Source organism: Marvinbryantia formatexigens DSM 14469 (assembly GCF_025148285.1).
In the GTDB taxonomy this organism is placed as follows: domain Bacteria; phylum Bacillota; class Clostridia; order Lachnospirales; family Lachnospiraceae; genus Marvinbryantia; species Marvinbryantia formatexigens.
The window spans coordinates 321,921-344,892 of record NZ_CP102268.1 but is presented as its reverse complement, the minus strand read 5'-3'; the positions used below and the strand labels follow the sequence as shown (position 1 = coordinate 344,892).

Annotated in this window: 30 protein-coding genes; 29 read left to right on the top strand and 1 reads right to left on the bottom strand. The window is 48.9% G+C overall.

Features of this window, described 5'->3' with window-relative positions:
• The 25 genes from NQ534_RS01730 (at position 1) to NQ534_RS01610 (ending at position 20,642) form a co-directional block, all read left to right on the top strand.
• On the top strand, positions 1-1,404 hold the full coding sequence (locus NQ534_RS01730; RefSeq protein WP_006862405.1) for a phage tail sheath subtilisin-like domain-containing protein: 1,404 nt from the start codon (positions 1-3) through the stop codon (positions 1,402-1,404).
• A gap of 23 nt (positions 1,405-1,427) precedes the next feature.
• Positions 1,428-1,883, top strand: coding sequence for a hypothetical protein (locus tag NQ534_RS01725; RefSeq protein ID WP_040783577.1), 456 nt, complete (start codon positions 1,428-1,430; stop codon positions 1,881-1,883).
• A 93-nt stretch (positions 1,884-1,976) separates the two neighbouring features.
• Positions 1,977-2,489 carry a phage tail assembly chaperone gene (locus NQ534_RS01720; protein ID WP_040783665.1) on the top strand — a complete coding sequence of 171 codons (513 nt, stop codon included), beginning with the start codon at positions 1,977-1,979 and terminating at the stop codon, positions 2,487-2,489.
• A gap of 158 nt (positions 2,490-2,647) precedes the next feature.
• A complete protein-coding gene (locus tag NQ534_RS01715) occupies positions 2,648-7,579 on the top strand; it encodes a phage tail tape measure protein (protein WP_006862409.1) in 4,932 nt (1,643 codons plus the stop codon).
• 12 nt (positions 7,580-7,591) lie between these two features.
• On the top strand, positions 7,592-8,278 hold the full coding sequence (locus NQ534_RS01710; protein WP_040783579.1) for a LysM peptidoglycan-binding domain-containing protein: 687 nt from the start codon (positions 7,592-7,594) through the stop codon (positions 8,276-8,278).
• 14 nt (positions 8,279-8,292) lie between these two features.
• Complete coding sequence (locus tag NQ534_RS01705) at positions 8,293-9,306, top strand: XkdQ/YqbQ family protein (RefSeq protein ID WP_040783667.1); 1,014 nt, start codon at positions 8,293-8,295, stop codon at positions 9,304-9,306.
• A 42-nt stretch (positions 9,307-9,348) separates the two neighbouring features.
• Positions 9,349-9,705 carry a hypothetical protein gene (locus NQ534_RS01700; RefSeq protein WP_143115883.1) on the top strand — a complete coding sequence of 119 codons (357 nt, stop codon included), beginning with the start codon at positions 9,349-9,351 and terminating at the stop codon, positions 9,703-9,705.
• 10 nt (positions 9,706-9,715) lie between these two features.
• Positions 9,716-10,177 (top strand): DUF2634 domain-containing protein, encoded by a 462-nt coding sequence (locus NQ534_RS01695; RefSeq protein ID WP_006862413.1) that lies wholly within the window; start codon positions 9,716-9,718, stop codon positions 10,175-10,177.
• A 5-nt stretch (positions 10,178-10,182) separates the two neighbouring features.
• Complete coding sequence (locus NQ534_RS01690; RefSeq protein WP_040783582.1) at positions 10,183-11,310, top strand: baseplate J/gp47 family protein; 1,128 nt, start codon at positions 10,183-10,185, stop codon at positions 11,308-11,310.
• Positions 11,307-12,083, top strand: coding sequence for a putative phage tail protein (locus NQ534_RS01685; protein WP_006862415.1), 777 nt, complete (start codon positions 11,307-11,309; stop codon positions 12,081-12,083). The genes NQ534_RS01690 and NQ534_RS01685 overlap by 4 nt, the downstream gene beginning before the upstream one ends.
• A gap of 2 nt (positions 12,084-12,085) precedes the next feature.
• Positions 12,086-12,487: a phage tail-collar fiber domain-containing protein gene (locus NQ534_RS01680; protein ID WP_006862416.1), complete on the top strand. Its 402-nt coding sequence runs from the start codon at positions 12,086-12,088 to the stop codon at positions 12,485-12,487.
• On the top strand, positions 12,480-12,914 hold the full coding sequence (locus NQ534_RS01675; protein ID WP_006862417.1) for a hypothetical protein: 435 nt from the start codon (positions 12,480-12,482) through the stop codon (positions 12,912-12,914). Before NQ534_RS01680 ends, NQ534_RS01675 begins: the two co-directional genes overlap by 8 nt.
• A 24-nt stretch (positions 12,915-12,938) precedes the next feature.
• Positions 12,939-14,033 (top strand): hypothetical protein, encoded by a 1,095-nt coding sequence (locus NQ534_RS01670; RefSeq protein ID WP_006862418.1) that lies wholly within the window; start codon positions 12,939-12,941, stop codon positions 14,031-14,033.
• Between the two features lie 17 nt (positions 14,034-14,050).
• Positions 14,051-15,160 (top strand): hypothetical protein, encoded by a 1,110-nt coding sequence (locus NQ534_RS01665; protein ID WP_006862419.1) that lies wholly within the window; start codon positions 14,051-14,053, stop codon positions 15,158-15,160.
• A 59-nt stretch (positions 15,161-15,219) separates the two neighbouring features.
• A complete protein-coding gene (locus NQ534_RS01660) occupies positions 15,220-15,912 on the top strand; it encodes a hypothetical protein (RefSeq protein WP_006862420.1) in 693 nt (230 codons plus the stop codon).
• 12 nt (positions 15,913-15,924) lie between these two features.
• On the top strand, positions 15,925-16,233 hold the full coding sequence (locus tag NQ534_RS01655; RefSeq protein WP_006862421.1) for a hypothetical protein: 309 nt from the start codon (positions 15,925-15,927) through the stop codon (positions 16,231-16,233).
• Positions 16,226-16,480: an XkdX family protein gene (locus NQ534_RS01650; protein WP_006862422.1), complete on the top strand. Its 255-nt coding sequence runs from the start codon at positions 16,226-16,228 to the stop codon at positions 16,478-16,480. The genes NQ534_RS01655 and NQ534_RS01650 overlap by 8 nt, the downstream gene beginning before the upstream one ends.
• Positions 16,473-16,901: a carbohydrate-binding protein gene (locus tag NQ534_RS01645; RefSeq protein WP_006862423.1), complete on the top strand. Its 429-nt coding sequence runs from the start codon at positions 16,473-16,475 to the stop codon at positions 16,899-16,901. The genes NQ534_RS01650 and NQ534_RS01645 overlap by 8 nt, the downstream gene beginning before the upstream one ends.
• A 20-nt stretch (positions 16,902-16,921) precedes the next feature.
• Positions 16,922-17,233: a hypothetical protein gene (locus tag NQ534_RS01640; RefSeq protein WP_006862424.1), complete on the top strand. Its 312-nt coding sequence runs from the start codon at positions 16,922-16,924 to the stop codon at positions 17,231-17,233.
• Positions 17,234-17,249: 16 nt separating this feature from the next.
• Positions 17,250-17,447 (top strand): holin, encoded by a 198-nt coding sequence (locus NQ534_RS01635; RefSeq protein ID WP_040783583.1) that lies wholly within the window; start codon positions 17,250-17,252, stop codon positions 17,445-17,447.
• Positions 17,448-17,555: 108 nt separating this feature from the next.
• Positions 17,556-17,648 carry a putative holin-like toxin gene (locus tag NQ534_RS01630; protein ID WP_322790983.1) on the top strand — a complete coding sequence of 31 codons (93 nt, stop codon included), beginning with the start codon at positions 17,556-17,558 and terminating at the stop codon, positions 17,646-17,648.
• Between the two features lie 259 nt (positions 17,649-17,907).
• Positions 17,908-18,087 (top strand): ribbon-helix-helix domain-containing protein, encoded by a 180-nt coding sequence (locus NQ534_RS21660; protein WP_006862428.1) that lies wholly within the window; start codon positions 17,908-17,910, stop codon positions 18,085-18,087.
• Positions 18,071-18,886 carry an ORF6N domain-containing protein gene (locus tag NQ534_RS01620; RefSeq protein WP_242655362.1) on the top strand — a complete coding sequence of 272 codons (816 nt, stop codon included), beginning with the start codon at positions 18,071-18,073 and terminating at the stop codon, positions 18,884-18,886. Before NQ534_RS21660 ends, NQ534_RS01620 begins: the two co-directional genes overlap by 17 nt.
• 35 nt (positions 18,887-18,921) lie before the next feature.
• Positions 18,922-19,425: a Rha family transcriptional regulator gene (locus tag NQ534_RS01615; protein ID WP_006862430.1), complete on the top strand. Its 504-nt coding sequence runs from the start codon at positions 18,922-18,924 to the stop codon at positions 19,423-19,425.
• A gap of 68 nt (positions 19,426-19,493) precedes the next feature.
• Positions 19,494-20,642 carry an N-acetylmuramoyl-L-alanine amidase gene (locus NQ534_RS01610; RefSeq protein WP_006862431.1) on the top strand — a complete coding sequence of 383 codons (1,149 nt, stop codon included), beginning with the start codon at positions 19,494-19,496 and terminating at the stop codon, positions 20,640-20,642.
• A gap of 68 nt (positions 20,643-20,710) precedes the next feature.
• On the opposite strand, the gene NQ534_RS01605 is transcribed toward NQ534_RS01610, so the two are convergent.
• Entirely contained in the window at positions 20,711-21,067 is a 357-nt protein-coding gene (locus NQ534_RS01605; RefSeq protein ID WP_006862432.1) for a hypothetical protein, read from the bottom strand.
• Between the two features lie 160 nt (positions 21,068-21,227).
• On the opposite strand from NQ534_RS01605, the gene NQ534_RS21655 reads away from it, so the two are divergent.
• The 4 genes from NQ534_RS21655 to NQ534_RS01585 all read left to right on the top strand — a co-directional run bounded on the left by NQ534_RS21655 (position 21,228) and on the right by NQ534_RS01585 (position 22,632).
• A complete protein-coding gene (locus tag NQ534_RS21655; RefSeq protein ID WP_006862433.1) occupies positions 21,228-21,482 on the top strand; it encodes a helix-turn-helix domain-containing protein in 255 nt (84 codons plus the stop codon).
• A 92-nt stretch (positions 21,483-21,574) separates the two neighbouring features.
• Positions 21,575-21,715 (top strand): hypothetical protein, encoded by a 141-nt coding sequence (locus NQ534_RS01595; protein WP_006862434.1) that lies wholly within the window; start codon positions 21,575-21,577, stop codon positions 21,713-21,715.
• Between the two features lie 114 nt (positions 21,716-21,829).
• A complete protein-coding gene (locus NQ534_RS01590; RefSeq protein WP_157200736.1) occupies positions 21,830-22,006 on the top strand; it encodes a hypothetical protein in 177 nt (58 codons plus the stop codon).
• Entirely contained in the window at positions 22,000-22,632 is a 633-nt protein-coding gene (locus NQ534_RS01585) for a hypothetical protein (RefSeq protein ID WP_006862436.1), read from the top strand. The genes NQ534_RS01590 and NQ534_RS01585 overlap by 7 nt, the downstream gene beginning before the upstream one ends.
• Positions 22,633-22,972 lie beyond the last annotated feature (340 nt).

Sequence of the window (22,972 nt, the reverse complement as noted above, 5' to 3'; positions counted from 1 at the left end):
ATGGCTGGATATTTTTCGGTTGGAGAATCAAAGATCAGACCGGGTGCTTACTTTAATGTGAGTAAAAAGGGAGAGGAGAATGAATTCGGGGCGGTGGATGGCGTAGTTGCCATTCTTTTTAAAGCCTCTTTCGGACCTCTCGGGACGGTACGTGTGATTGAGAGAGAGGATGGATATGGACAGATCTACGGGGAAGGAGCGGCTACAGATGCGCTCAGGGAAGCACTGTATGGAGGAGCGCAGAAGCTGATTGCCTGCCGTGTGGGGAACGGAGGAACGGCAGAAACGGTTTCCCTGGCTGCGGCGACAGGAAGTGTGGTTCTCACAGCGAAATATCCCGGTAAGATGGGATTTACTGTAAGTGTCCGGGAAAAGCTGGCGGATGATACCCGCAAGGAATGCATTATTTACAGTGGTACCCGGGAATTTGAGAGGGTAAATTTTACTGCGGGAGATGATGAGGCAAAAGCTCTGGCAGAAGGTTTTGCGAAATCAAAGAATTTTACGGCAAAACTGGAAGGAGACGGGGCTGCCGGTGTGGTTACGAATGTCAACCAGTCGGCATTTACTGCCGGGGAAGATCCGGAAGTTACGAATGCTGATTACGGAATGGCTCTGGAGGAAGTAGAAAAGTATTATTTCAATACCATCTGTGTGGATACGGAGGACAGCGGGGTACATAATCTTCTGTCTGCGTTCCTTGACCGGATCTATGAGGCGGGACAGTTCGGAATTGGTGTGGTTGCAGAGAAAACCACATTAGATTTCGAGGAACGTATTGCATCAGCAACGGGATTTGGCAAAGAGAACATGGTCTATATCCTGAATGCGGATGTAAAGGCAAAAGAGGAGGCTCTGGAAGGTTACCGCGTTGCCGCTCTTGTGGCAGGAATGATTGCGGCGTGTCCGTCGAACCAGTCGCTTACTCATACGGTTATTGACCGGTATACGGAAATCGGAGAGATTTTCACAAACAGCCAGTATGAAAAGGCTATCAAAAATGGATGCGTTGCACTGGCATACAATACGGATAACGAGGTATGGCTGGATGCAGCAGTGAATACCCTGATCAGTCCGGACGAAAACCACGATGAAGGCTGGAAAAAAATCCGGCGCGTAAAGACCAGGTATGAACTGCTGTACAGGACCAATGCCCAGGCAGATGCACTGGTAGGAAAGGTGGATAATGACGTAAACGGAAGAGCAATTATCGTTGGCAAGCTCCAGAAAATCGTAAACGATATGGTGCAGGAGGGTAAACTGGTATCCGGAACGGTAACAGAAAGCTCCACGTATGTGCCGGATGGGGATTCCTGCTATTTTGACATTGACGTGATTGATAAGGATTCTGCAGAGCATGTATATCTGTTCTACAAATTCCGGTTCAGCACACAGGCAGAATAATGAGAAAAGGGAGGAAATAAAGGATGTTAAATACAAGAGCATCAACAGACGCAAGGCATGGCCGTTCCGGTAAAGATGCCATGCTGTATAACGAAAACGGGGAGCAGCTGGCGCAGGTTGACAGTTTCCAGGCAAAGGCAGCATTTAACAATAATAAATATAATCCGATCGGACAGAATCTGGAACTTGAAGTGAACAATACCATCGGCATTACCATCACCATTTCGGAGATTGTGGTGCTGGATGGATATCTGTTCAACCAGGTTCTGGCGGCAGTGAGCGCGGGAGAATCACCGGTTCTGACGCTGGATGGCGCGATCGAGGGAAGAAATGGCTCGCAGGAGCGTATTACTTACAGGGAGTGCATCTTCAGTGGTGACAACGACCTGCAGAACGTTTCCACAGGAGATTTCTTAAAACGCTCATATAACCTGCATTGCAACGGAAAGCCGGAGTACCGGTCTGCACTTACGATCTGACGCATAAAAATCTGGTTGTATCAGAGAGTAATATACATGAGGGCGGGAAACCGCTCTCTTTTATTGCGCAAAAAAGCGCGGAAAGGAGCAGAAATGGCAGAGATTAAAGCAATCGAAACAGATATGACGGAAAAGGAAGAAAACATCTACCAGGAGAACGAAGGGGATCTTTTAGAGGGGCTGCTGGCAGCTGCAGATAGCGCGGCGAATGAAACAGTGAAAATCGATATTGTCCGTAACGGCAGACATTATTTTTCGTTCTCTATCCACCCTCTCAGCGAGGAGGATGCGTTTGCTATCCGTAAAAAATATACCAAATATGAAAAGAACCGCCGTGCAGGAGTCAAAGTGGCAAGTGAAGTGGATACGGCAAAATATCGCAGCTCGATGATCTATAATTCCACGACCCAGGAGGACCAGGAAAAGATCTGGAACAATAAGAAACTCTGGGAGGGTCTGAGAAAACAGGGAAAAGTGATTGTCAATGCTTTAGATGTCGTGGAGGCTCTTTTGAAACCGGGTGAAAAGGACAAAATCATGGAAGCAATTGACGATATCGGAGGATATGGATCAGAAGATCTGCAGGTGGAAACCGCAAAAAACTAATAATGGCCGGTGGGAAATCAACCCTGCTTCATCAGATTTTCCAGAGGCAGGGGATCCCGCCGGATGAGGTTATGGATAAGCCTGCGGGAGTGCGGGCTTTTATGTTTGCGTCTACGATGATCCGGCTGGAACAGCAGAGCAGGAGGTGATGGTTATCCATGGCAGAAAGAACGATTAAAATTGAGATTCCGGTTGAGGTGCAGGATAACACCGCCCCTGGAACATCCGGTGTGGTTGAAAACTTATCCAGAATGGAAAAAGCGTTCCAGAAAGTCGAGAAACAGCAAAGGGAATATCGATCCAGAATGGAAAAGTCTTTTGATAAGACAAACAAAGAAAAAACAATTGTACATAAGACAGAAATTGTTGCGGACGACAATGCAACACCGGTTATTAAAGCCGTAGAGGATGCGGCGTATGAACTGGATGGGGTATTTGTTGATATGGAACTCAGTGCGCAGGATAATGCAACGCAGATTGTGAATGCGGCGAATGATGCCGTGGAAGCATTTGGCGGAACAATGGGCTGGGCAGAGCTGGGGGCGGATGACAGCGCCACACCGGTAGTAAGATCTGTGGAGGATGCCGTAGAAGCGCTTGACGGGGCATCGGCATCAGCGGAGCTTGGGGCGAGTGATACCGCAAGTCCTGTTATAGATATGGTGCGGGACAAGCTCCATTCTGTCGGTGGGATGGCGGTAAGCGCTGTGGTCGGAGCGGCGGATACCGCCAGTGCGGTAATAGATGGGGTGACGGATAAGCTGTCGGCTTTTTCCGGTACTACCTGGAATGCCACGATTGGTGTGATCGACACGGTAACTGCTCCGCTCGGAAAAGTTGCCGGAATGGCAAAAAACCCTATTGCACAGGCGGCGGCAATCGGCGGGGTTTCTTTTGGAGTCGCAGACACGGTCAGTACATTCGGGGACTTTGAAAGTATGATGAGCCAGGTGAAAGCCATTTCCGGGGCATCCGGAGCAGGATTTGACGCGCTTACTGCAAAAGCGAAAGAAATGGGTGCAACGACGAAATTTACGGCTGCGGAGTCTGCCGAGGCCATGAATTATATGGCAATGGCGGGCTGGAAGACGGAGGATATGCTTTCGGGTATCGAGGGCATTATGAACCTTGCGGCTGCTTCCGGAGAAGATCTGGGCAGTACATCAGATATTGTTACAGACGCGCTGACTGCATTTGGCATGCAGGCAGGCGATTCCACGCATTTTGCAGATGTTCTGGCGCAGGCGAGTGCGAACGCAAACACGAATGTCGGATTGCTGGGGGAATCTTTTAAGTATGTTGCACCGGTAGCCGGAGCCATGAACTACAGTGTTGAGGATACATCCATTGCACTTGGTCTGATGGCAAATGCATCCATAAAGGGAAGCATGGCAGGAACCGCGTTGAAAACGTCCATTGCAAATATGGCGTCTCCAACAGACAGCATGGCAAAGGCCATGGATAAGTACGGGATCAGTCTTACAGACAGCGAAGGAAATATGAAGTCCTTAAAGGGCGTTATGGACAATTTAAGGACAAGTCTTGGCGGGTTATCGGAAACAGAGCAGACTGCGGCGGCAAGTGCCATTTTCGGCAAGGAAGCGATGGCTGGTATGCTGGCTGTTATTAATGCATCTGCAGAGGATTTTGATAAGCTGACCGGCGCGGTATATGATTCGGACGGGGCTGCGAAAAGAATGAGTGAAACAATGCTTGATAATCTGCAGGGTTCCTTCGTGCTGATGCAGTCTGCGTTAGATGGTGTGAAGACCAGTCTGGGAGAACGTCTCTCACCTTATCTTCGCAGCGCTGCGGACGCGGTTACGGGGGCAATGCCAGCGGTAGGGTCTGCTCTTGACGGATTTATGGATATGGTGGACGAAAAGGCAGAAGGAATGAAGAGATCCATCCATGACATGACCAGTTCAGAAGAATGGGCGAATGCTGATTTTCTTGGGAAGATCAATCTTTCCTGGAATAAGATCATAGCGGAACCTTTTCTGGAATGGGCAGGCGGGGACAGCGTGCAGCTGGTTGCCGATGGAGTCGGAACATTGTTTTCGAGTGCACTTGGGATACTTCCGGGTGGTGAAAAAGCAGGTATTGCTTCGTGGATGAGCACAGCGCTTCTGGCAAAAGGGGCAACCGGAATGATGGGAACAGCTGCAAAGCTGTCCAGCGTGCTTGCGCCGGTTTCCGGAGTGATAAAAGGAATCGGGACAGCGGCGAAAGAGGCTACAGGGCTTGGTTCTTTTATCGGCAATCTTTCCGGCATGGTTCCAACGGCTGCAAAATTCGGACTGGCAGCAGCGGCGGTCACGGCTGCTGTTGTTGGTATCGGAACGGCGATTGACGATTATAACCAGAATCAGATCAGCAGCAGTCTGGAAGATCATTTCGGGGATATCAGACTGTCGGCGGAAGAAGCGCAGGAAATTGCGGCAGGAATCCTTGACCAGAAGTATCTGGCGAATGTGGAGGTATCACTGAATGAGGTGAAAAATGCCGACAGGCTTGTAAAAGAAGCGGAGGAAGCGCTGCGGGCAAATGATGTTCTGGAGTTCAAGGGACGTCTTGGAATAGAACTGACGCCGGAAGAGCAGCAGCAATATACCGGGAATATTGAGACATTCATCAACAGCGAGATCGATGAGCTTGAAAGCCGGACATTTGCCGCAAGTATCCATGTGCAGACATATCTTGGCGGGACGGAAGAGGGCGAGACGCTGTCTGGTAATATTGAGAAGTGGGCAAGAGCGGATCATCTGGAGCTGACAAATCTGTCGGAGGATCTGAGAAGCGCAGTCGAAACCGCACTTCTGGACGGAATCATCGATGTGGATGAGGAGCAGGCAATAAGCGAGCTACAGGCGAAGATGAACGGTATCACAGCGAGGTGGAAAGAGGCGGAAGCGCAGGCAAAGTGGGACTGGATCAACCAGGAATACGGGAGTCTGAACGCGGCGGATCTGGAGAGCGGGTCGTTTACAGAGCTGCTTGGAGCTGTGCGGGACCAGCGTGAAAGCGCAATGGAGGCTGTGCGGGAGGATGTTACAGCCTGGTATGCGGAATTGAATGGTATGGAGGCATCCGGAAGGATTACAGCGGAAGAAAATGACACGTATCATAAAATGACAGAAGGGTATGTCCGGCAGCAAAGGGGAATGGAGACCGCGAAAGGGCTGGAGCTTGGAAGGGATACGCTGCAGGGTGCATACGGCGGAAAAATCGCGGAGAACAGGAAAACTGCGCAGGCACTGGCGGATGAAGCTGTACAGTCGGCGCAGCGGGATCTGGAAAATGGCATAATGGACATATGGGCCATGAATATAGGTCTGGACGCGGAATCCCTGAGCGCCGGGAACGGTCTGGGAGCATTTGGAATCGTAACGGACGCCGACCAGAATGCGCTGAACGGACTCTGGCAGGAAATGAAACCGGATTCGGACGCCATGACCAGGATCATTGATTCCTATGCAGAAGCAGGGGAAAAAGTGCCGGAAGCGCTGATGAAGGAGTTTACCTCAAATATGGAGATGGGCGCAGCTGCAGGAGACGCGGATGCGGCTATGCAGGTTTACGCGAATGCGCTTGCAGATTCGGGCAATCAGGCGCTGATTGATGCAATCGGTGAAATGGATGCAGCAGGACAGCTTCCGGAAGAGTTTTCGGCGGCATGGAAGCGCGCACTGCTTGAAACCACGGATGAAGAGTATAGCATAGAAGGATTGAAGACGAGTGTTGACGGCGAAGTTGACATTGACAAGGAGGAATGGCTGTCAAAGATCCAGGACGATCTGGGAGACCTTGGAACGGTCGAGGGTGAAGCAGACGGGGAGGTTAAAATAAATGTTAAAAAAGGAGACACTCTGTCGCAGATTGGCGACGCCCTCGGCATTGACTGGCGTGAGATAGCGGCATATAACGGAATCGAAGATCCGTATACAATTTATCCGGATATGGAGCTGAAAATTCCTACGGATATGCTGAATGCAGATACCTCAGAAGCGCAGCAGGCTGCAGAGGAAGCCCTGCAGAGCTTTGAGGAGGCGCTGTCCGGCTCTGAAAGCCAGGCTGAAATAACGACAGAGGGCGTGCAGATAACGCTCGGAGAGGTGGAAGTCGATGGTCAGAGCGCCCTTGAACAGATCGCTGCCGCGGTAAATATGGAGGCAGATGAACTGGCACAGGCGAACGGATATGAGACTGCTGCTGAGGTAGCAATGGGGGCAACAATCACTGTTCCGGAAGACGCCATTACCTTTGATATGTCTGCGCTGGAAAGCGCTGCGGAAAATGCAGCGGCGGACGCAGAAAACCCGACGATGGAGCAAGATGCAGACGTAAATTTAGGTGCAGGTGATGTAGATGCATCCCAGGCGCGCGAAGAGGCGGAAGCGCAGACAGAGGATGAATTTGCTGAACCTCTTCCGGCAGACGCAGATGTGGACATGACCATGACGCACAATAACAGCGCGGGTGAGATCTCCAGAGTCTACAGCGAGGTAAATTCAGAGGTACAGGGGAAATTTGTGGCTGGATTTAGCGCTAGTGCAGATGTGGCTGTTACACTTGACTGGCACATCACAAATCCGTCAGCCAGCATCAATGTATCAGCGGTTGGAGGAAGTGCATTTGCGACGATAGCAGGGGCAGCTGCATCAGCAGAAGGACGTTACGTTGACGGACCATTATTGTCATGGATCGGCGAGGACGGACCGGAGTTTGTAATTCCGGTGGGCGCAAAGCGAAGAGAACGCGGAATCGAGCTGTGGGAGCAGGCAGGACGCGCGCTTGGAGTGGCGGCTTACGCAGACGGCGGAATCGTTGGAAAATACAGCAGCATCGCTTATCCGGACGGAGCAGCAGGAGAAGGAAGCGCTGAAGCGGATAAGACAGATATACCGGTGAATACCGAAAAAGAGAATATCCAGATACAGCTGAATTTCAGCCCGTCCTTTGAGATCAGCCGGGATAACCCGCAGACGATCGCGCAGATGATCAAAGCGCAGTTAAGGGAATCGTCGGACGATCTGATCAACGAGGTTGCGGAGCGCGTCGCGGAACATTTTGCAAATATGCCGGTATAGGAGGGAGCCAGGGTGGATATTTATCTGAAGGAAAAGGAAAATACAAAATCATCCCTGCGTTTTCCATCCATGCCGGAAAGCATAAAGGTAAAAGGGGATGCAAAGTACCAGGAATATGACATTATCCGGGACGGCACCTATGCATTCCCGTCCGGCGCGGACCTGCAGACAGTCCAGTGGACAGGAACATTCTGGGGCGAAGCAAGAAAAGACGCGGCGTGGCTGAACCGTTTATGGCTGGATCCGGCAGACTGTATCAATAAGATAGAGCAGTGGAGAGACGGCGGGACGGTTCTGAACCTTATCGTTTCCGGTGGAAATATCAATAAGGATGTGACGATAAAATCATTTGAATACGAACAGTCTGGCGGGAACGGGGATTATGAGTATTCAATTGTTTTTGTGGTGTACCGGGAAAACAAGGTGACAACGATTAAGGAAGCTGCATCCACAGACAGCACAAAGAAAAAGACGGTACCGCGAAAGTCGGAGAAGAAAGAGAAAAAAAGGTATACGGTAAAATCCGGCGATACCCTCTGGGCTATTGCAAGGAAGTTTTACGGCGGAAGCGGGTCAGACTGGAAGAAGATATATGATGCAAATAAAAGCACGATAGAGAGCACGGCAAAGAAATACGGATATGGATCCAGCGACAGCGGGCACTGGATCTTTCCGGGATGCGTGCTTACTATTCCGTAGGCGGAGGTGGTCAGATGGATATAAACCCGTTCCGGTACCGGTACCAGGTGATCCTTGTTACGGAAAAAGGGGAACAGATTGATATAACCGCTCTGATCGAAGATCTTGGGTGGGAGGAACAGGAAAAAGAACTGGCGGCAAGGATATCTTTTTCAGCAAAGAATGACGGGATATCAAGAGGGAAGCTTTCTTCAAGCGCAAAGCCGGGATGCTATGTGGTTCTGCGGTATTCATACGATGGAAAGAACGCACAGGAGGCTGTCCGGGGAAAAATCGATGAATGGTCGCTGGGCGCAAAACTGTCTTCAGAGACACTGAAAATAAAAGCGTATGATGAGCTGAGGGATCTGCAGGAATCAAAAGATAATGTGTATTATTCGTCGGGCATTAAAACAAAATCAGCGGTTTCAAAAATTTTCTCAAAATGGAAAATACCGCTTCAAACCTACACCGGTCCGGATGTAACGCACGGCAAAATGAAATACAATAACGAAAAGCTGGGATCTATTATTACCAAGATTCTGGATGAAGCAGAGAAGAAGGGCGGGGGAAAAGGATTTCTCCGCGCGGTAAAGGGAAAAGTCCAGGTGCTCAGATATGGAGGAAACGAGACCGTTTACCATTTTGAGGAGGATAAAAATTTTACGTCTGTGTCTTATAAGGTGAATCTTTCTGGAATGGTTACAAGAGTTAAGGTTTTTGGGGAAGCTGGTGACAATGACAGACGTCCGCTCGAAGCTACTGTGGATGGAAAAACGGAATATGGAATACGCCAGGAAATTTATAACAGGGGCAATGACGAAAGTCTGGGCGAGGCAAAAAAGGCTGCGAAGGAGATTCTGAAAGAAAAAGGGGATCCGGAAAAAGAGATAAAGATAAAGGCGGTAGATCTGCCTTCGGTGAGAAAGGGAGATGTTATCCACATAAAATCTCCGCTGATAGGCACTGGTTATTATCACGTGATGAGTATTGTCCACGACTGTGAGAGTATGGAAATGACAATGACTGTAAAAGCAGCCAGGGAATAAATGCAGAATCATGCAGGAAGGGAAGCGGCTGGAGGAGGCAACATGGACAACAATGGAAATTCGGGAGCGGCGAAGTTTGCGGCTGTTATGGATGCGAGGATGAAGGAGCATATACCTTCGGATTTGAAAATCGATTTTGCGGAAATAACGGCGGGGAACGGGCTGAAATGCAATACTTTTCCGGAAATTATACCGGCTGCTGACTATATGGTCTGCAGGCAGCTTGCACTCGGAAACACAGGGGACAGACTGGCTGAGGTTAAAACAACGGAGGACTCCGGTTTTGCTTTTGTTCCGGAAAAAATGAGAAAGATAAAGCCGGGAGACCATGTCGTGGTAACCTGGGTGCAGGATACAGCGGTCGTAATTGATATTGTCATGAGGGCTGACGGGATCTGAGGTGAGAAGAATGGGTGAAGAGACAGGACTGTTTCCGGTGGTGGATATCCAGATACCGGAAGAAAACGAGGAGGAATATGACAGGGAATATAAGCCGTCTCCTGCATGGGATCTGGAAAAAGGCGATTTTGTGAGGGATGCTGTAAACCGGATTGTCATGAATGACGGACAGGAAGCCTACCGCATCTGGTGCGTCAAGGCTGTTTCCACGGCACGGTACAGCTGCGCTTCTTACAGCAACGATATCGGCTCTGAAATAGATGACGCGCTCAAGGAGAATGACGAAAATGCGGTAGAACTGGCAATAGAGCGGACGATAAAGGAAACTCTTGCGGCAAATCCGCGAACGGAAACGGTGGAGGGATTTTCGTTTATGTGGCAGGGTGATTCGGTAAAGGTTTCGTTTCTGGTCCGCGGCATTGAATGGGAGCAGTTCCCTCTGGCAATTGTGATTAAAGCGGATGGGAGGTGAGGAAGATGCGGGAGTTTGTATACCCGGATTTTGTGCAGGACAATGACGCTGATATAATCCATGAACGTATGATGCAGAATCTTCCGATGGACATCAGTGCAATGCCGGGAGATTTTGCGTATGATATTACTTATCCGGCAGCACTGGAGAAATCAGAACTTGTGCAGTACCATATAGTACGGACGCTGATGCTGATGTTTCCGCAATATGCGTGGGGAGAGTGGCTTGACCTCCATGGAGAACAGGCGGGTCTGACACGGAAGCCGGCCGGATACGCATATGGGAAGCTTGAGATCACTGCGCAGCCGGGAACCAGAATCGAAGGGCAGAGTATATTCTGCACTGCCGCTGCGGATACGGGCGCTTCTATTGAATTTGTATCCGAAGAACCGGTAGAGATACCGGAATCCGGTGTTGCGGTCGTGGAAATCGTCGCACTGGAAAGCGGTACTGGGTCGAATGTGGCTGCCGGAACTATAACTCTTGCCATGAATCCGATGGAGAAAGTGACAAAGATCTGGAATCCGGAGGCGGTTACCGGAGGAAGCGAAGAGGAGTCTGACGAAGACTACCGGGACAGAATACTGGAATATTACCAGAGTGGGGTTTCATTTGTCGGAAATGATGCGGACTATATCCGGTGGGCAAAAGAGGTAGTTGGTGTTGGCGCGGCGTCGGTGATTCCGGAATGGAATGGACCGGGAACGGTAAAGCTGATTCTGATTGATTCCAATGGCCGTCCCGCAAATGAGCATATTTGCGATGAAGTGTATACGTATATCATGCACCCGGAAGACAGGATACAGAGAAAGGCTCCGATCGGGGCGATTCTTACGGTAAGCGCGCCGGATCTGGTTACGGTTACGTATACAGCAACGGTGGAACCGGAAGCAGGATATACGCTGGAGGCGATCCGCGCAGAATTTGAAAAGAATCTTCTGAAATATTACGATGAAGCACTGGCAGACGGGGAGGTTAAATATACAAGAGCCGCGTCTGTGCTGTCAGAAACGGATGGGGTAAATGACTATACCGATTTCCGGATGAATGGGGATGTGCGAAATATCGGGATACACACAAATGAATTTCCGATAACGGAAAGCGTCACATTTGCAAGCGGGGTGGTGGAATGAATCTGGAAAATTTCCCAACGAACCGGATTGCGAAAAAAATGATAGGAACGGTGACAAAAGGATGGTACGAGAATTCCTATGTTGGAAAATGGCTGTACCAGGTGACCGGTGAGGAATATGAGGATGCGGAGAGGCTGGTAACGGAACTTCCGTTGCAGGTTTTTCCGGAAACAGCAACATGGGGCCTCATGTATCATGAGATCCTGTATGGAATACCCGTGGATTCCACAAAGAGCCTGGAGGAGCGCAGAAGAGAAATTTTTCTGAGAAGAAATATGCGGGCGCCTCTGAATCCGGACAGGCTGGAGGAATGGATCTATCTGGCTACCGGAGTGAAAGTAGAGATTACAGAAAATGTGAAACCGTATACGTTTAAGGTGCGGTTTGAGGATCTGGACTTTACCTATTCATTAAGCGATCTTTTTCAGAAAATCCGCAGTATGAAACCGTCTCATCTCTCTTTTATGTATGGGATCGGAACCACCGTGGAAAACAGAAATGACATGCTGCTTAGTAAAATAAGAATACGTTTTTGTGTACCGTGGGCTACTGGGGTTTATTACCTTGATGGCTCTTTTTTGTTGGATGGTTCCGTGCTTCTGGCTTATCCGGATTTAAATCCGATGAACATGGTGATCCGGGGAGATGTGAATCTGAGGGAAACATTTGCTGGAAAGATCACGGTTTATAAGGACTGGTGGCTTCTCGATGGAGCGCATCGTCTTGACGGAAGTAAAAATATTGATGCAGAAAAAACAGAGGAGGTGATGTGAGGATGTCAAAAAGTATTGTAACGACGATCGGGATCAGAAAGATGCTGGAAGCAAGAGCGGGAATCGCGCCGCTGCCATGCATAACGGGTTTTGCGTTCGGGGATGGCGCTGTATCGGACGGTATCATCCGGATGCCGGATCCGGATGAACCTTATCTCAGAAACGAACTTTACCGTCAGAAGATCGATGGATTTCAGATCATGTCAGATACCTGCATACGATACACCTGTACTCTGGCAAAAGGGACGCTGAAAGGGATACAGATCAATGAAATGGCATTATATGACGCGGACGGGGATCTGGTGGCAATCAAATCATTTATGGACAAGGGGAAAGATGAAGATATAGAAATGGCATTTGAAATTGACGACATTTTTTATAAGGAGGGATCCGTAGATGGCTAATTTTGAAATTCCTGCTCATCTGGAATTTGTGGAAGAGCTGAGAAAATTTGAAACGACAGATCCGGCGCATGCAGATCTGTTCAATGCGGTTGTGCAGGTACTCCTTAATAATGAAGTGTATCTTTTACGGGCGATGCAGTCCGGAGGCAGTGGCAGCAAAGTCCTGGTCGGTCCGGAGGATACGATCCTCGGGAACGGCGACACGCTGTTTATCGTGGATGGAATGCCGGGAGTTTTCCGTGCAGCGTCATTTTCAAATATGTCTTTCGGAGATACGCCGCCGGCAGGCGCACAGTACTGGGCTGGCACGGAAGCCGGAGGCGGCGCATCCGGAGCAGCAGAAGCCGGGTCAATAATTAACGGCAGACTGGCAGTGTCGCAGGAGCAGGATGCTCCGGAAGGCACTGTCTTTTTAGCAAAATTATAAAAAAGAAAGAGAGGACAAAAAAGGATGGCAAAAGAAAGAGTGTTTATGTTCCGGAACACCGGGACGGAAGAGGCTCCCGTATGGGAGAAATGGTTTGCGAAAACCGTTGCGGACGCAGTCATGATGAGCGATGCGGACGGCGAGGAGCAGACTGTGGTTGATTACGTAAACGCGAAGATCGGGGATCTGATCGGCGGCGCGCCGGAAACGTATGATACCTTAAAGGAGATCGCGGATTATATCGCATCCCACAAGGATGTGGCGGATGCCCTGGATGCGGCGGTCGGGAACAAGGTGGACAAGGTAGCCGGGAAAGGCCTGTCCACGAACGATTATACAAGTGAGGAAAAAGAAAAGCTGGAAGGGGTCGAGGAAGGAGCGACGGCGAACGACACGCTATATAAAAACCAGACGCCGTCCACGGTTGCTGTCGGCGGTATCCCGAAGGGCTATGTGCCGCCCACAGATGGCGTGGAAGCGATCGATATGATCGACAGGCTCCTGCATCCGTATGTGGCGCCGACCGTATCCGCAGCGATGAAGCCGGCAAACGGCGGCGTTGTTGAGGCTGGAACCTCCCAGAGCGTAACTGCTGTGGATGTGACAATCACGATGGGATCCGCGGCTATCTCAAAAATCGAGGTGTTTGACGGAGCAGCCTCCCTCGGGGTGCTGACAAGCGGCATCAAGGCTGGTGTGAACACCGTGACTCTTACTGCTCCGCTGACGGTAACGGCAAACAAGCAGCTCTCCGTCACGGTAACGGATGCGGATAATAAGACGGTAACAGCAAAGACAGGCACATATACGTTTGTCAGCCCGTACTACTATGGCAGTATCGCGGTGGATGCGGCGGTAAATGAGGCACTGGTCAAAGCAGCAACCAAGTCAGTCACTGCCAAAGGCAACAAGACATTTACGTTTACCTGCAGCAACCAGCGGATGCTGTTTGCTTATCCGAAGTCTTACGGAAACCTTGCAAAGATTCTGGATGCAAACAGCTTTGACGTAACCGGTACATTTGCAAAATCCGAGGTGACGGTAGACGGCGTAGCTTATAACGTCTATGTAAACGATCCGTCAACGGTATCTGCATTCAAGATGACATTCAATTATTAAGGGGAGGTAGAAAAGGTATGAGTTTTGCGGAGAAAAAAGGAATTACGGTTGCCAGCGGCTTTAAGCTGCAGGCGGAAGCGCCGATTGATGCAAGGTATGTGGTTGACACCATTGCAGAGCGTGATGAGCTTGTCACGATCAGGGCGGCGTATGATGGTCTGGATGTCTTTGTAAAGGAAACAGGCAAAAAATACATGTGGGATGGCAGCCAGTGGGAGGAGAATGTCACAGGCACGGCATATACCCATCCGACCACACCCGGATACCAGCATCTTCCGGCAGGAGGCACGGCAGGGCAGGTGCTGAAAAACAACGGAAACGGAACAGGCCAGTGGGCGGACGAGACGGATTATACGGAAGAGTTTAATGGAAAAGTGCCGGTGAGCCGGAAGGTAAACGGGAAAGCACTGACAGCAGACATCACGCTTTCCGCGGCGGATACAGGTGCCATTCCGGCAACCAGCAAAGGTTCGGCAGGAGGTGTTGCGGAACTTGACAACACCGGAAAGGTTCCGGCCGCGCAGCTGCCGTCCTATGTGGACGATGTTATTGAAGGCTATCTGAACGCAGGAAAATTCTATAAAGAGGCTGCGCACACCACGGAAATTGCCGGAGAATCCGGGAAGATCTATGTAGACCTGCAGACGGAAAAGACGTACCGCTGGTCCGGTACCACATATGTCGTGATCTCGGATACGATCGCGCTTGGCGAGACAGCATCCTCGGCTTACAGAGGTGACCGTGGAAAAACCGCATATGACCACAGCCAGGCAGCACATGCTCCGGCAAACGCGGAGCCGAACGTACAGAGTGACTGGAATGTGAATGATACATCCAGCGACGCCTATATCAAGAACAAACCGGAAAGCCTGCCTGCAGACGGCGGTAACGCGGATACGGTAGGCGGTCATACGGTGGAGGCTGACGTTCCGGCAGGCGCCAAGTTTACGGATACCGTCTACCAGCATCCGGCATCCCACGCAGCGTCCATGATCACGCAGGATGCCACGCACCGGTTTGTGAGTGACGCCGAAAAAACAGCGTGGAGCGGAAAGGCAAATGTTTATTTCGGCTCAGACCTTCCGGATACTGCCCCGGCAGGCTCCCTGTGTTTCCTGGTAGTCTGATGATAAAAATGGAGGCTCCCCCATGCTGCGGGGAGTCGTCCGGGAAGGAGAGATAAAAGATGGTCACAAAACAGATTAAGCACAAGCAGGATGACGGGCAGGAAGTCGTGCTCGATATCGGCGCAAAGGCGGAAAACGTGGAAACGGACGAAGAACGCCAGTTTGTGACGGCAGCGGAAAAGGCAGCCCTGCAGTCAGCGTCGGAAGGAGTGCAGACTTTATCCGGCAAGGTAGGTGCGACTGGGGATACCGGAGGCAGCGCGACGGCAGGCACGGTGTTCGGGAAGCTGAATAAGCTGATTGCGGATCTTGCAACCCACATGGGGAGATGGACGGAGGCGCGCGCAGGCTACATTGATACCATCAAGACAGAGGTGTCTGAAATCAAAACCAGTACAGATAAAAACAACACGGGGAGTGCCAGCGGTACGCTCAGCCAGAAGCTGTCGCACATCATTGGTCTGCTGACAGACGGGGAGATAGGCACAAAGCTGGATGAGGTTGCGGCAAAAGGGGTGGTAAAGAGTGTGCAGAGGGGTACGGCAAGAACAACCACTAATACGGAAGGCGTTTGTGGCGAATATGCGGTCAGTATCCCTATAGCCACGGTGGATCCGGATAGATGTATTGTTATTATTTTGAGCGGCGATGAGGTTGCGGCTGGATGCGATAGCTTGACCGCTGATACGCTGACAATTAGTAACAATGTTGCCGTCTACTATATGAGCTGGCAGGTAATCGAGTTTTATTAAGGAGGAGCAGAAATGTACAGATATGCGTTTATTGATGTGGAATCCGGCATGGTAATTGGTGACAGCCATCTGAGCGGGGAAGTGGAGCGCCCGGATCTCATCCCGGTTTCCGGTGATTTTGATCTGACAGACAAAAAATATGTAAACGGGGAGTGGGTGGAATATACCCCGGAACCGGTGGAAGAAAAACCGACAGAGCAGGAAACCATCAATGCGGAGATCCTGCTCACACAGGCAGAGATACTGGGCAGCCAGAATGCAGTGGAGGAAGCACTGGCAGCCATATTATTAAACCAGACAGGAGGGCAGGCAGATGTTTGAGATCATAAAAAGGTACTATAACAAGGGACTGTATTCGGACGGAAATCTTGCCGTGTTTGTGACGGCTGGAAAGATCACTGCGGAACAGTACGCAGAGATTACCGGGAAAGAGTACACGCCGGAAATACAGCCGGACACCAGAACCGGCATGCAGCTCCTGCAGGAACAGATTTCCGAGCTCAGACAGAACCAGGAAGCGCTGCTGGCAGGAGCAAATCTTTTAACAGGAGGTGCGGAAGATGAATAAAACAGAGATGATGCGCCAGCTTGGCGCGGGCATTGCGATGTCTGTCAGAAAAGCGGCTCTGACAGATGCGGAAGCGCTGCAGGTAAAAGGTCTGCACGAAGAGTGGACACCGGGACAGGCTGTCAAGACAGGCGACCGCCGCCAGTATAACGGGCGGCTTTACAGATGCCGGCAGGACCACACCACACAGGCAGACTGGACACCGGACGTTTTTGCAGCCGGATGGACGGTTATTAACGAGACAAACGCCGGGACAGTGGATGATCCGGTCCCGTGGGTAACCGGAATGCAGCCGGAGGCTGGAAAGTATTACGTTGAGGGTAATCTTCTGGCGCTGTGCATTGAGGATCCCGGACAGGCGATCTATGGTACACTGTCCGCCCTGTGCCCGGGCAGATACTTTGAGGCGTATACCGCGTAAAAAGGCAGGAGGACAGGACAATGGAAAACAATTACGTTGGCAGGGAGGAGCACAAGGAATTCTGCAGGCGCATGGAAGATGAACACGTGCGCCAGAACCGGCGTATCGCGCTGCTGGAGGAGACCACCAGACAGATCGGGGAGATTGCCATATCGGTCGAAAAAATGGCGGTATCCCTGCAGAGCATGGTGAAAGAACAGGAACAGCAGGGGCTGCGTCTGGAAGCCCTGGAATCCCGCGACGGGGAGATGTGGAGAAAAATCACCGGATATATCGCCACAGCCGTGGCAGGCATCGTGATCGGATATATCTTTAAACAGATCGGAATGTAAAGAAAGGAGAAATATCATGAGAGACTGGAAGAAATGGGTAAAAGCAGCAGGAGTAAGAGCGGTAAAGACCGTGGCACAGACCGCAGTGGCAACAATCGGCTCATCCGTGGCAATGGGGGAGGTCAACTGGGTACTGGTGGCATCCTCTTCGGCGCTGGCAGGGGTGGTATCACTGCTTACATCGGTGGCGGGGCTGCCGGAGCTGGAGGAATAAAAGAATTTCCCGTTGAAATAAAAAATACAAAATGATAATATAAGAGCAGGACAACCGTGTTACAGGGTGGCAGCCTCCCGGACTTGCAGAAGAGGGGAGGTGGTGCGGATGGAAATGTTTTCATTCCAGGACATGATCCTGTTTGCAACATTTTTAATTACACTGCTTGCCTACATAGATAGGAACAACAAGCGAAAATAAATAAGCCTACCTTGTCACTTGGCCGGTGAAGGTAGGCTTACTGTTTACCAACGGGGCTAACCACTTTGTGGGCGGTTGCTCCTCTCTGCTTTCACTATAACACCATTTTAACGGAAATGCAAGAAAAAACAAAGGGCGGGCGACCGTCCTCTTTTGTTGCGCAAAAATGCAGAAAGGAACGGAAACAATATAAATTACCGCTTGACTTTTGAGCGTGCATTTAATATAATTTATGTGTGCTTGAAAGTGAGGTGATTGTATGAGTCCGCGCACGGGGCGTCCAAAAGTAGAGAATCCAATAAATATAAGGACAAGTGTTCGTCTGGATAAAGAAACAGATGATAAGTTGAACGAATATTGCTTAAAAAAGGGAATAACCAAGGGAGAAGCAATAAGAAAAGGCGTGCACCTTCTTTTGGAGGATGAAAGTAAAAAATAGGAAACAGGTTGCAGACTACCAATCAAACAAACCTGTTTCCAGCCGAGGAACATCCTCTAAAAATATTATAACATTTAGAAGATGTTCCTTGCAATCAAAACTTGAAAGTGAGGAAAATAAAATGCAATTACCCAAAATAGCAGAATATTACGGAATAAGAATATTAACAACAAGCCAGCTTGCGGAGATGTATGGAACAGATACCAAAACTATTTCATATAATTTTTCTTACAACAAGAAGAAATATTTGGAAGGAAAGCATTATATCAAACTGGAAGGAGCTGAATTAAGAGCTTTTAAAGCCAGTCGGGAAATTCCCGACTGCCATAAATTCAGTGCGCACCTTTATCTCTGGACAGAAAAAGGTGCCCTTCTCCATGCAAAGTCCCTTAACACAGACAAGGCATGGGAGGTATACGATTATCTGGTAGACTTTTACTTCCGGGCAAAGGAGCCGGAGAAGAAGGAGATTGTTCCGACAAAGCAGAGTACGCGTCCTGTGCAAGAGATGATTGAAGATGGCAAGGAAAAGACGCCGGAGGTATTTCTCAAAGGCATGAGGGTGGCACGCGGTGCAGTGGTCGATATACCGGAAAATAAAGAAGCGCAGAAGCTGATAATGGAAGCCAGAAAATATATTACAGCACTGGATGCATTACTTGATACTTACAGTATGTACCGCAGTGAGGATGAATTTAAGAAAATTGCATATGCTGTCATGGCGATAGGAGGCAAAATTTCTCGCACAACGCTGTTTCTGTACGATGTAAAACCAGGAGTGGTTGAAAAATGTCTGTAAAGATTACAATGTTTTAAAAGGAAAGGACTGGTATCATGAACGAGATTATGAAGAGTACGATTACTTCAATGGAAGTGGCGGAGATGGTAGATAAGAAGCATTGTGACTTATTGAAAGATATTCGAAGATACATGAAGCAGCTAGGAGAAGGAAAGATTCCTTCCTCCGATTTCTTTACAGAATCAACGTATATTTCGGAACAGAATAAAACAGTTCCCTGTTATCTTGTCACCAAGAAAGGCTGTGAATTTATTGCCCACAAGCTTACAGGGCAGAAGGGCACGGAATTTACAGCAAGATATATAAACAGATTCCATGAAATGGAAGAGGGGATAGGTATCATATCAGCAGAGAAAATTCCTGTAGGAGAAGTTGCGAAGCTTGCAAATGTCATGGACAGGATTGCAGTGAGACAAAATCTTTCCCCACACCGGATTGCCGCGAATTTCAAAGCAATTTGCGAGCAGTTTGGTATCCGGCTGACAGATGATTTTGTGAAAGCGCCGGAATATGAGCAATTGCAGTTAATAATCAAATAAAAAGATAATGTACGGGAGAGTGGGTGACCACTCTCCTTTATTGCGCAAAAGCGCGGAAAGGAGTACGTATGAACATCAATAAGGATTATATCTCAGACCAGAACACCTATGCCGGAAACAATCCGGTAAACATCGTTATCCACAACACGGACAACTTTGACAAAGACGCCGACGCGAAAGCCCACGCAAAAGCACAGCATGACGGAAACTTTGACGGGATGTCTGCACATATTTATGTGGATGATAAGAGTGCATACCTCGCGGCACCGTACAACCGCGGCACATGGCATGTGGGCGTAAACTATGGAGGAAAGCTGTTCGGCACGGTGAATAACCGTAACAGCGTAGCCATTGAGATGTGCGTAAATGCAGGGTATGATTACGAAAAAGCATTCCGGAACACCGTGGAAATCACAAAGCAGGTAATGGCAGAACTGGGCATTCCGGCAGACCGGGTATATACCCACTATGACGTCTGCGCGAAAAACTGCCCGTCACAGATCCGCGCGCGTGGTGACTGGGAGCGCTTTAAAAATCTGATCGGCGGTACCACCGGTACAGACATCAAAGACGTGGCGATCGGGGACAGCAGCGTGGAAGCCATTGCAAGAGTCGTTTATGGCGAGGCAGGCGTGATCGCAAGCCGGAACGGGTTCCTTGGCGTTGCCCAGTGTATCCACGACATGCTGGAAGATGGCGGGTACGGAAAGACCGTCACGGAAGTCATGCGGAAAAACTACTCTGCTTACGGAGCCAAAGTAACATCCGATGCCGCGCGGCAGGCAGTCTACGACGTATTTAAAAAAGGAGTGCGCCGCTTTGGGGATGCCGTGATCCTGCAGTTTCGCAGCTTTACAAACTACTCTGATGGAAATGGGAAAATTGACAGGGATAAATGCGCAGCGCTGCTTGCAGAGTACCAGTATCTCGGCAGTGACTCCAGCAGCAACAGATGGGGGCATCTGTACTTCGGGCACAAGACGGAGATGCGGCCGGAACCGCTCAACAAGCAGAACAGGGTACAGTGCGGCAGCTTCTCAAAGAAAGAAAATGCCGAAAAGCTTGTCACGCAGCTTAAAGCAGCCGGCTTTGCTGCCATCATCAAAACAGAGGATGATCAGTACAAAGTACAGGCAGGAGCTTATGATATCCCTGCGAATGCGCAGAAGCATGTAAAGAGGCTGAAGGCAGCAGGATTTGATGCGATAATCAAATAGGCGCGTGGGCGGCAGGCACTATTCTGCCGCCTGTCCATTCCTGTTCCAATGGAGTGATTCCTCCATGATCAGAATGTCATTGCGAGAATTTTTTCTGCCATCTTTATCTGATACGTAAGCTCTCCTCTAAGAAACATTCTCCTGCTCTTCAGATCAACAAACCCGTCACCTCTGCGGCTTCCGCCGTTAATGTAAATCCTGTCATAACCGCCCTTTGTCCATCTGCTCAGAGTGCGGGTCATTCCATCGACAGTTATTGTCATCCCGTCTGTAAATTTGTCCGGAACAAGACTGTTCTGGTATTCTGTTTTTGCCATGTCCCATGCTCTTTTCAGACACTGGGCAAAACTCAGCGCCCTGCAGGAATAGCTCTTTTTCATTTCCCATGCCATTTTCATGATTTTTGATAAGTTGTATTTTTTCATTTTTTATATCCCCCATCTGTGTTTTGCTTTTCTTTATCTTATAGTGCTATTATATAACTAAATAAAGTTACTGTCAAGCGTTTTTGCAACTTTTTTTAGTTATTTTTATATTGACTTTTTAGAGTCTGTAAGTTATCATGTAGATACAGAAGGGAGTGACATGTATAATATGATAAAATATAAATTTGATGTGGGAAAAGCTCTTGAAACTGCCGGAATGACTGCATATAAAGCGCAGAAAACAGGTGTCCTGTCACAGGATACCTGGCGCAAAATAAAGCATGGGAACGCCAATATAAGCATGGAATCTTTAAACAGGATATGCGCAATACTCCATATGCAGCCGGAACATCTCATATATTATGAGAGCAACGGGAATGAGGAGAAAGAAATTTTAGAAAAATTTGGAAAATAAAAATTGACATTATAACTAAAATAAGTTATACTATAATTGTCAAGAGGGAAACCAAATGACAATAACCGGGCAAGCGGGGAAAGGAGAACGACATGGACGAAGAAATGAATTTAGGCGAAATGCTCCGGGAACTGGCAGAAGAAAACCAGACAAGAAAAATTCTTGAAATCCTTGAAACTTGCAAAGATATTGAGGAGGCTAAAGAAAAAATAAAAGCTCTGCTGAACAAGTAAGCAGAGCGGGAAACAAGGGAGGGCGGGCTTGCCACCGCTCCCCATCAAAAATAGAATAACAGAATATCAAGAATAAATCAATATAAAAATTTGGATTAAATGGAGGAAGATGCAATGAAAAAAATAGCAAGCACACAGCTTATCAACGAGAACGAAGAAATATTTTTTAATGAATACGAAGATGGAAGCTATGAAAAAGTGATAGATGAGGTTGCAGAAGAAAGCAGTCTGGAAGAACTCCAGGGCCTTATTGATACCGGAAAATACCGGACACATGAAATGACATGGTAAGCGGAAAGACACTGAGAGCATGTCAGAGCTGCGGTAAACCATTTTACGGCGCACGCGACCGTAATTACTGCCCGGAGTGTGCAAAACAGAAAAAACTGGATACAGTCGTTAAAATCCGTGTCTGCGCTGACTGCGGAAGAGAATTTCCGGGCGGACCGCGTGCAAAGCGCTGCCCGGAATGTTCATACAGATCGCAGCTTGAGAAGAACAGGCAGCGTAAAAAAATGGGCGTAAAACGACCGATCGGCAGTATTGATAGATGCGAGGTGTGCGGCGCTGAGTACAGTGTTATATCCGGACGCCAGAAATACTGCTCAGACGCCTGTCAGCGTGAGGCACTGTTAAAATGGCAGAGAGAGCACAAAAAGGGCTACAGCTGGAAATCCGGGCAGGACATCAGTAAAAAAGAGCGCAGGGCGGCAGTAAAAAAGATCTGCGTTTACTGCCTGCGGGAGTTTGTGAGCGATAAACCAGTAAACCTCTGCTCTGACTACTGCCGCGCCGAACATAAAAGATTACAGCAGTGCGAAGCTGACATAAAGAGGGGATATAACAGGGATATCGGGAAATACCAGAAGAAAAGGGATGAGTACAGGAAAAAAGTGCAGGATAGCATAAACGATTAGGGCGGCAGATGGATTCTGCCGCCCTATACAACAATCCATTTAGCGTTGACAATGTCTACTATTTGTCAACTTCGAGTAAATTGCAATAAATTTTTACATATTAAAATAAATGGCAATAAAATAATTTCTTTCAAAAATATTGCAGATTAATTATAATTGCAGGTGATTGCAGATGAAATTAAAACACTGGTAAAAATTATTAATCGATAAACATATCATGTGGAAACAGTCGCTCTGCTGACGAGAAAAGTCCAGTAAATCAAAGGTTTTCGCCGATTTGGAGCAAAAATGGATGTGTGTATCTGTTTCCGCAGAATGGCAATGCGGAAACAGATTTACC